The 8723-nt window shown below is 64.2% G+C and carries 9 protein-coding genes; 3 read left to right on the forward strand and 6 right to left on the reverse strand.

Annotated features, from left to right (window positions below; all coding sequences use genetic code 11):
- Positions 1 to 107: 107 nt before the first annotated feature.
- The gene (locus POF53_RS25630; protein ID WP_232857338.1) at positions 108 to 992 is read left to right on the forward strand and encodes a LysR substrate-binding domain-containing protein; all 885 of its coding nucleotides are present in this window, start codon (positions 108 to 110) and stop codon (positions 990 to 992) included.
- Positions 993 to 1150: 158 nt separating this feature from the next.
- Here POF53_RS25630 and POF53_RS25635 read toward each other — a convergent pair whose 3' ends face one another.
- From POF53_RS25635 to POF53_RS25660, 6 genes are all read right to left on the reverse strand, one after another.
- Positions 1151 to 2569 (reverse strand): amino acid permease, encoded by a 1419-nt coding sequence (locus POF53_RS25635; protein ID WP_232857337.1) that lies wholly within the window; start codon positions 2567 to 2569, stop codon positions 1151 to 1153.
- Between the two features lie 703 nt (positions 2570 to 3272).
- Positions 3273 to 4337, reverse strand: a complete 1065-nt coding sequence (gene rluB / locus POF53_RS25640; RefSeq protein WP_203651515.1) for a 23S rRNA pseudouridine(2605) synthase RluB — start codon at positions 4335 to 4337, stop codon at positions 3273 to 3275.
- Positions 4338 to 4554: 217 nt separating this feature from the next.
- A complete protein-coding gene (gene scpB, locus POF53_RS25645; protein ID WP_254465072.1) occupies positions 4555 to 5328 on the reverse strand; it encodes an SMC-Scp complex subunit ScpB in 774 nt (257 codons plus the stop codon).
- 14 nt (positions 5329 to 5342) lie between these two features.
- Entirely contained in the window at positions 5343 to 6170 is an 828-nt protein-coding gene (locus POF53_RS25650) for a segregation and condensation protein A (protein ID WP_498970004.1), read from the reverse strand.
- The gene (locus POF53_RS25655) at positions 6167 to 6796 is read right to left on the reverse strand and encodes an L-threonylcarbamoyladenylate synthase (protein WP_082337815.1); all 630 of its coding nucleotides are present in this window, start codon (positions 6794 to 6796) and stop codon (positions 6167 to 6169) included. The genes POF53_RS25650 and POF53_RS25655 overlap by 4 nt, the downstream gene beginning before the upstream one ends.
- A gap of 13 nt (positions 6797 to 6809) precedes the next feature.
- Positions 6810 to 7670, reverse strand: a complete 861-nt coding sequence (locus POF53_RS25660; protein ID WP_203651510.1) for a PHP domain-containing protein — start codon at positions 7668 to 7670, stop codon at positions 6810 to 6812.
- A gap of 67 nt (positions 7671 to 7737) precedes the next feature.
- Between POF53_RS25660 and POF53_RS25665 the strand changes: the two genes are divergently transcribed.
- Positions 7738 to 8334, forward strand: a complete 597-nt coding sequence (locus POF53_RS25665) for a septation protein A (RefSeq protein ID WP_234561908.1) — start codon at positions 7738 to 7740, stop codon at positions 8332 to 8334.
- A gap of 1 nt (position 8335) precedes the next feature.
- Positions 8336 to 8635 (forward strand): YciI family protein, encoded by a 300-nt coding sequence (locus POF53_RS25670; protein ID WP_186732960.1) that lies wholly within the window; start codon positions 8336 to 8338, stop codon positions 8633 to 8635.
- Positions 8636 to 8723: the final 88 nt, after the last annotated feature.

The following is an 8723-nucleotide window of genomic DNA, read 5'->3' on the forward strand; positions in this document are numbered from 1 at the left end:
CGACTACGGTATGAATGATCTATACCGCATGACGAATACGCCCATGTTCCTGTAGTTTCGCGCCAGGGGCAAACGGATATTCCTGCCGCTATCGATGAGCTTTATGAATGAATTACCGCCACCTCACCCCTTCGATGTCGCTGCTACTGGCCTTCGAGGCCGCCGCGCGACATGAAAGCTACACCCGCGCCGCCGCCGAGCTGTCGCTGACCCAGAGCGCGGTAAGTCGCCAGGTGCAGGCGCTGGAACAGCAACTGGGGCTCACCCTGTTCCGCCGCGAGGGGCGCCAGGTGCAACTGACCGACGTGGGCCGTCTTTACCAGCGCGAGCTGAGCGAAGCCTTGGGGCGTATCCGCAGCGCCACCCTGCAAGCCCTGGCCTATCAGTCCGGGGTCGGTACCCTGCGCCTGGCGACCCTACCGACCTTCGGCTCGAAATGGCTGCTGCCGCGCCTGCATGCGTTCTATGGCGCTCATCCGGGCATGCTGGTGCACATTCATTCCCGTATCGAGGCAATCAACTTCGACACCAGCGAGATCGACGCGGCCATCGGCGTGGCCACCCACGACCTGCCCGGGCTGGTCTGTCATCGCCTGCACGCCGAGGAACTGGTGGTGATCCTGCCGCCGGACAGCGCTCGCGATGGCCAGGACTGGTGCCCGGCGCGGATCAGCGAAGAGGTGCTGCTCAACGTCGCCAACAATCCACACGCCTGGGGCGAATGGTTCTCCCACCACGCCCTGCCCCACCGCTCGATGCGCCTGGGGCCGAGCTTCGAGCTGACGTCACATTTGATCCAGGCGGTGCGGGCGGGGATAGGGATTGGCCTGGTGCCCAGGATTCTGGTGGAGGAGGAACTGGCCAGTGGCGAGCTGTTCAGCCCGGGGGCGCCGTTTGCCAGCCAGCGCAGTTATTACCTGATCTACCCGCCAAGGAATGAGGCATTGCCTTCGTTGCGGGCGTTTCGTGGCTGGTTGCTGGAACAGATCTGAGTCATCGATTGCCAGAGCCGGCCATTCGCGGGTAAACCCGCTCCCACAGGTTCTGTGCCCCCTGTGGGAGCGGGTTTACCCGCGCAGAGGCCGGTACAGACAACAAAAAACCCGATGCCAGTCACCCGGCATCGGGTTTTCTCGAAGCGCCTCGACGCTTACTTGGCCACGCTACCGGCAGCGCCGTTGGCCTGCGCCCCACGCTTGCTCTTGAGCACGTAGAACACATACATCACCACCAGCCATACCGGCATGGCGTACACCGACACCTGGATGCCCGGGATCTGCAGCATGATGCCGAGGATCAGCACCACGAAGGCCAGCACCAGGTAGTTGCCGTACGGGTACCACAGCGCCTTGAACAGCGGCTTTTGGCCAGTGCGGTCGAGGTGTTGGCGGAACTTCAGGTGCGAGTAGCTGATCATCGCCCAGTTGATCACCAGGGTCGCCACCACCAGCGACATCAGCAGCTCCAGGGCGTTCTGCGGCATCAGGTAGTTGAGCAGCACCGCGATCAGGGTCACGGCCGCCGACACCAGGATCGAACGTACCGGCACGCCGCGACGGTCGACCTTGGCCAGCGCCGCCGGGGCATCGCCCTGCTCGGCCATGCCCAGGAGCATGCGGGCGTTGCAGTAGGTACCGCTGTTGTACACCGACAGCGCCGCGGTCAGGACCACGAAGTTCAGCAGGTGCGCGGCCACGTCGCTACCCAGCAGCGAGAAGACCTGGACGAACGGGCTGCTGCCGTAGCTGCCGCCGGACGCGTCGATGCTGGCCACCAGGCTGTCCCATGGGGTCAGCGACAGCAGCACCACCAGGGCACCCACGTAGAAGATCAGGATGCGGTAGATGACCTGGTTGATCGCCTTGGGGATCACGGTCTTCGGCTTGTCGGCCTCGGCCGCGGTGAAGCCGAGCATTTCCAGGCCACCGAAGGAGAACATGATGAAGGCCAGGGCCATGACCAGGCCGCTGACGCCATGCGGGAAGAAGCCGCCATGGGCCCACAGGTTGGTCACCGACGCTTCCGGGCCACCACTGCCGCTGGTCAGCAGGTAGGCGCCCAGGCCGATCATGCCGACGATGGCGGCGACCTTGATGATCGCGAACCAGAACTCGGCCTCACCGAAGAACTTCACGTTCATCAGGTTGATGGCGTTGATCAGCAGGAAGAATGCCGCCGCGGTGACCCAGGTCGGGATCTCCGGCCACCAGTAATGGACATACTTGCCCACTGCCGACAGCTCCGACATGCCCACCAGGATGTACAGCACCCAGCAGTTCCAGCCCGACAGGAAGCCGGCGAAACCGCCCCAGTACTTGTGCGCGAAGTGGCTGAAGGAGCCGGCCACCGGCTCCTCGACGATCATCTCGCCGAGCTGGCGCATGATCATGAAGGCGATGAAACCGCAGATCGCATAGCCGAGGATCATCGACGGACCGGCGGACTTCATCACGCCGGCCGAGCCCAGGAACAATCCGGTGCCGATCGCGCCACCCAGGGCGATCAGTTGGATATGGCGGTTCTTCAAGCCACGCTTGAGTTCGCCAGACTGTGAATTATGTCCACTCATGAACGAAGTCACCTGCTTGTTTTTATCTGTGACGGAATCGGACCCACCGCACTCGTGGCGCAGCGGAATGGGCAAGGTGGTTACCTTGGATACTTGTGACGGGAAGTCGCTCGTGGCCTTGGTAGCCAGGTGCGGATCAACCGGGTGTCAGCAAGCGTGCGCGGTACGCAAGGGGGTCACAGGTAAAACGCGGCGCATTGTATACCCCTGCAAACGCGCAGGCGTCAACGCGTTGCATCGTTTCCTGTGGAAAAAACGCACCGGTCCTGGGGTGAAGGCCTGAAAAGGCGGAGTGATCGGCGTACATGGCGCCTCCATTTTGTTGTTTTCGATGCCTGGCTATCCTGCCTGGCTCTGCACACGGCAATGGCGCTATCTCAACGTTTGGGCGGGGGTTTGGGAAGGGGGTGAAGGGGACCGGGGAGGCTCTGGCGCGCAAGTCTTGGAAAGATTTTGTGACGAAGAGTGGGGAAGCACAGGCAAGCCGGGGAAAAGGCCCAGAATCGTATAGTTTTCTTTACAAGGTGGTTTGAAAATTTGCCACCGGTCGGGAAAAATTCTGTCTGTTCAGGTACTTGGGGCCGCTTTGCGGCCCATCGCGGGGCAAGCCCGCTCCTACACTGGGATGCGTATCGAGGGACTTCCTTTTCAACAGGCACAAAAAAACCAGCCCGAAGGCTGGCTCTTTCGTTACCGGGCCAGATCAGCCACGCGGCTTGCCGCGACCACGACCGGCTGGCTTGTCGCCTTCGGGACGGGCTGGACGCTTGCGCATCTCGCTCGGGCGCTCGGCCACCGCGCTGCCGCGGCTGCCCTTGCGTGGTGCAGCCTCTTCACGCGGCGCGCGCGCCGGGCGCTCGCCCTGCCCTTCGGCGGCCGGACGCAGGGTGCGCACACGCTCGCCACGCCCCAGCGGGCGGGTCGACTTGCGCTGCAGGCGCTCGAGCTTGTCCTTGGCCTTGAGCTTCATCTCCGGCAGCGCCACCGGCTGCAGGCCGACTTCGGCGGCGAGGATGTCGATCTCGCCCTGGCTCATTTCGCGCCAGCGACCCATCGGCAGATCGGAGTTGAGGAACACCGGGCCGAAACGCACGCGCTTCAGGCGGCTGACCACCACGCCCTGGGACTCCCACAGGCGGCGCACCTCACGGTTGCGGCCTTCCATCACCACGCAGTGGTACCAGTGGTTGAAGCCTTCGCCACCCGGTGCCTTCTGGATATCGGTGAACTTGGCCGGACCGTCCTCGAGCACCACGCCGGCCTTGAGGCGGTCGACCATGTCGTCGTCGACCTCGCCGCGCACACGCACGGCGTACTCGCGGTCCATTTCATAGGACGGGTGCATCAGGCGGTTGGCCAGCTCACCGTCGGTGGTGAACAACAGCAGGCCGGTGGTGTTGATGTCCAGGCGGCCGATGTTGATCCAGCGCCCCTCTTTCGGGCGCGGCAGGCGGTCGAACACGGTCGGGCGGCCTTCCGGGTCGTCACGGGTGCAGATCTCGCCGTCGGGCTTGTTGTACATGATCACGCGGCGGGTCGCCTCGGCGGCCTCGACACGCTTGATCAGCTTGCCGTCGACGGTGATGGCGTCGTGCAGGTCGACGCGCAGGCCCAGGGTGGCCTCGACGCCGTTGACCTTGATACGGCCCTGGCCGATCCAGGCCTCGACGTCACGACGCGAGCCGACGCCGATACGCGCCAGTACTTTCTGCAGTTTTTCGCCGGACGGCGGGGTGGGTTGTTGGTCTTGCAGGTCTTTGTCACTCATCTGGGCACCTCCCGGTGTAGTAGTGAAAGCGGGCGCGCATCATACGCGCAACGCACTGGAGAGTAGAGTGTTTTGTGGAATTGGAAGTGTTTTTCTGCCAAATGGCCTTTGTCTGATCAGGGCCGGCCTCTTCGCGGGTAAACCCGCTCCCACAGCTTGTGATACCCCTGTGGGAGCGGGTTTACCCGCGAAGAGGCCGGCACAGGCAGTAGTTAAATCAAGACTGCAGCTTGCCCTCGTCCTGCTCCGAGGCCTCAGGCTCTTCTTCATCGCGCAAATCATCGAAATCGGTCTTGAGCCCTTCTTCCATCGCATCCAGCTCCACCAGCAGCGAGCGGAAGCTGGTCTCATCCTTGGGCTCCGTTTCCTCACCCTCCTCGCCCAGGCTGGCATCGGCCAGGGCTTGCAGGTGAGCGGGCACCGGCGCCTCGTCCGGGTCGAGCAGCGGTTCCGGCTCCAGCTCGCGCAACTCGGCCAGCGCCGGCAGTTCATCGAGGCTCTTGAGGTTGAAGTGATCGAGAAACGCCTTGGTGGTGGCAAACATCGCAGGACGCCCTGGCACCTCGCGGTAGCCGACGATGCGGATCCACTCGCGCTCCATCAGGGTCTTGATGATGTTGCTGTTGACCGCCACGCCGCGCACGTCCTCGATCTCGCCGCGGGTGATGGGCTGGCGGTAGGCGATCAGCGCCATGGTTTCCAGCAGCGCACGGGAATAGCGCTGCGGGCGCTCCTCCCACAGGCGGCCGACCCAGGGTGCATAGTCTTCGCGGATTTGCAGCCGATAGCCGCTGGCCACTTCCTTGAGCTCGAAGGCACGGCCGCTGCAGGACTTGCCCAGCACCTCCAGGGCCTTTTTGAAAACGGCGGGGGCCGGGCGCTCGGCTTCCTCGAACAGCTCATAGAGGCGCTCGAGGGATTGCGGCTTGCCCGAGGCGAGCAGGAAGGCCTCGATCAGCGACGCCAGTTCGCGGGGTTCGTTCAGGTTCATCGGTAGTCGTCAGGTCACTCTGCCCGGGCACGGACGTGGATCGGGGCGAAAGGCTCATTTTGCACGAGTTCGATCAGCGATTCCTTCACCAGTTCGAGAATCGCCATGAAGGTCACCACCACGCCGAGCTTGCCCTCCTCGCGGGTGAACAGTTCGACGAAGGGCACGAAGCCACCGCCCTTGAGGCGTTCGAGCACCTCGCTCATGCGCTCGCGGGTCGACAAGGTCTCGCGAGTGATCTGGTGGCTCTCGAACAGGTCGTTGCGGCGCATGACCTCGGCCATGGACAGCAGGATCTCCTCCAGGGCGACCTCCGGCAGCAGCTTGCGCACCTTGGCCTGAGGGGCCTCGAGACGCGGCACGACGACGTCGCGGCCAACCCGCGGCAGCTCATCGATACCTTCGGCGGCAGCCTTGAAGCGCTCGTACTCCTGCAGGCGGCGGATCAGCTCGGCGCGTGGATCGCCTTCCTCTTCCTCGATCTCGCTGGAACGCGGCAGCAGCATGCGCGACTTGATCTCGGCGAGCATGGCGGCCATCACCAGGTACTCGGCGGCCAGTTCCAGGCGCACGTTCTTCATCAGCTCGACATAGCCCATGTACTGGCGAGTGATCTCGGCCACCGGGATGTCGAGGATATCGATGTTCTGCTTGCGGATCAGGTACAGCAGCAGGTCCAGCGGGCCTTCGAAGGCCTCGAGGATCACTTCCAGCGCGTCCGGCGGGATGTACAGGTCCACCGGCAGCTCGGTCAGCACCTCCCCATAGACCAGGGCCAGCTGCAACTGCTGGGGGGCATCGGCCTGGTCGGTCGGCGCCTCGGGCGTTTCCATCTGGCTCATGCGTTGACCAGGAACGGCGTCGGATCCCCGCACCCTTCACGAATCAGCTCCGGCTCGTCACCGGACAGGTCGATGACGGTCGAAGCCTTCAGGTCACCGAAGCCGCCGTCGATGATCAGGTCGACATGATGCTCCAGGCGCTGGCGGATCTCGTAAGGGTCGGTCATCGGCTCGTCGTCGCCCGGCAGGATGAGGCTGACGCTCATCAGCGGCTCGCCAAGCTCCTCGAGCAGCGCCAGGACAATGGGGTTGGACGGCACGCGCAGGCCGATGGTGCGGCGCTTGTCGTGCAACAACAGGCGCGGCACTTCACGGGTGGCGTTGAGGATGAAGGTGTAGGGCCCCGGAATGTGCGCCTTGAGCAGGCGGAACGTCGCCGTGTCGATCTTGGCGAAGGTGCCCATCTCGGACAGGTCGCAGCACAACAGGGTGAAGTTGTGGTTCTTGTCCAGCTGACGCAGGCGGCGCACCCGCTCGATGGCGCCCTTGTCGCCGATCTGGCAGCCCATCGCATAGGCCGAGTCGGTCGGGTAGACCACCACCCCACCCTTGCGGATGATCTCCACGGCCTGTTTGATCAGGCGCGCCTGCGGGTTTTCCGCATGAATCTGGAAAAATTGGCTCACGTAGTCGTCCTGTTCATACCGCCATAGACTGTTCATGTCGGAATCGACGCCACAGAGGTGGCAGGTCCTCGGGCAATGGCCGGTAGGCACCGATCTCGCCCCAGGTGCCGGGGCCGTGGAAGTCACTGCCGGCGCTTGCCAGCAAGCCGAACTCACGGGTGAGGATCGACATTGTCCCCACCTGCTCGGGCGGCATCATCCCATTGACCACTTCCAGCGCCTGCCCCCCTGCCTGAATATAGTCGGCAATCAGCCGTCTGCGCTTGCTGCGGGTCAGTTCGTAGTGCATGGGATGGGCCAGGCTCACCCAGGCATTGGACTGGCGCAACGTGGCGACGGTTTCCTCCAGCGTCGGCCAGTGCAGCTTGACGTCCCCCAACTTGCCGGCGCCCAGCCACTTGCGAAAGGCCTCGCCACGGTCCTTGACGAAGCCTGCGCGCACCAGGAATTCGGCGAAGTGCGGGCGCGCCGGGGCGTTGCCGCTGTCGCCCAGTTCCTGCTGCACGGCCCGCGCGCCGTCCAGCGCGCCGGGCATGCCCTTGGCCGCCAGCTTGCGGTCGATTTCCTCGGCGCGCAGCCAGCGGCCGCGATGCAGATTGCCGATGGCTTCGAGCAAGGGCGGGGCATCGAGCGGGAAATCGTAACCCAGCACATGGATGGTGGCGCCGCCCCAGGTGCACGACAACTCTACCCCGCTGACCCACTGCATGCCGTTGTCCAGGCAGGCCTGGCGGGCCTCGGGCAGGCCTTCGAGGGTGTCGTGGTCGGTGAGCGACAGCGTCCGCACCCCGTGCTCGTGGGCCCGGGCGACCAGTGCCGTGGGCGACAGGGCGCCGTCGGAGGCCGTGCTGTGACAGTGCAGATCAACATTCATGGAGGAGCGCTTTCGCAGGAATCGATGTTTGTTATTATGCCGTCACATCCCGCTTCTGGCTGCCACTGTGAAACAATTCATCGATTTCATCCCGCTGCTGCTGTTCTTCATCGTCTACAAACTGGACCCGCGCCCGGTCGAATTCGCCGGCCACGGCTTCGAGTTCGGCGGGATCTACAGCGCCACCGCCATGCTGATCGCCAGCTCCGTGGTGGTCTACGGCGCGCTGTTCCTGCGCCACGGCAAGTTGGAAAAGGGCCAGTTGCTGACCCTGGTCGCCTGCCTGGTGTTCGGTGGCCTGACCCTGGCCTTCCACAGCGAGACCTTCCTCAAGTGGAAAGCACCGGTGGTCAACTGGCTGTTCGCACTGGCCTTCGCCGGCAGCCACTTCATCGGTGACCGGGTGCTGATCAAGCGCATCATGGGTCACGCCCTGACACTCCCTGAAACAGTCTGGACCCGCCTGAACCTGGCGTGGATCGGTTTCTTCCTGGTGTGCGGCGCCGCCAACCTGTTTGTCGCTTTCACCTTCCAGGACATCTGGGTCGACTTCAAGGTGTTCGGCAGCCTCGGCATGACCGTGCTGTTCCTGGTGGCCCAGGGTGTCTATCTGTCGCGCCACCTGCACGATGCCGATCCTTCCACCTCCAAACCCAAGGACTGACATGCTCTACGCCATCATCGCCAGCGACGTCGAAAACTCCCTGGAAAAACGCCTGGCCGCCCGCCCCGCCCATATTGAGCGCCTGCAGCAGCTCAAGGCCGAGGGCCGCGTGGTCCTCGCCGGCCCGCACCCGGCCATCGACAGCAACGACCCGGGCGCCGCCGGTTTCAGCGGCAGCCTGATCGTCGCCGAGTTCGATTCGCTGGCCGCCGCCCAAGCCTGGGCCGACGCCGACCCGTATATCGCCGCAGGCGTCTACGACAAGGTCGTGGTCAAGCCGTTCAAGCAAGTCCTGCCGTAACAGGCTGTTGAGGGAGCGGCGTTTGTGGGGGGGGGGGGGGGGGGGGGGCCCCCGCCCCCCCCCCCCCCGCCCCCCCCCCCCCCCCCCG

The sequence above is a fragment of the Mitsuaria sp. RG genome, from assembly GCF_028369275.1.
Lineage (GTDB): Bacteria > Pseudomonadota > Gammaproteobacteria > Pseudomonadales > Pseudomonadaceae > Aquipseudomonas > Aquipseudomonas peradeniyensis.

Bases quoted from the DNA above. Each gene is read 5' to 3' on its own strand.
- POF53_RS25670 (WP_186732960.1), top strand. From the start codon at position 8,336: ATGCTCTACGCCATCATCGCCAGCGACGTCGAAAACTCCCTGGAAAAA.
- rluB (WP_203651515.1), bottom strand. From the start codon at position 4,337: ATGAGTGACAAAGACCTGCAAGACCAACAACCCACCCCGCCGTCCGGC.
- POF53_RS25630 (WP_232857338.1), top strand. From the start codon at position 108: ATGAATTACCGCCACCTCACCCCTTCGATGTCGCTGCTACTGGCCTTC.
- scpB (WP_254465072.1), bottom strand. From the start codon at position 5,328: ATGAACCTGAACGAACCCCGCGAACTGGCGTCGCTGATCGAGGCCTTC.
- POF53_RS25650 (WP_498970004.1), bottom strand. From the start codon at position 6,170: ATGAGCCAGATGGAAACGCCCGAGGCGCCGACCGACCAGGCCGATGCC.
- POF53_RS25635 (WP_232857337.1), bottom strand. From the start codon at position 2,569: ATGAGTGGACATAATTCACAGTCTGGCGAACTCAAGCGTGGCTTGAAG.
- POF53_RS25660 (WP_203651510.1), bottom strand. From the start codon at position 7,670: ATGAATGTTGATCTGCACTGTCACAGCACGGCCTCCGACGGCGCCCTG.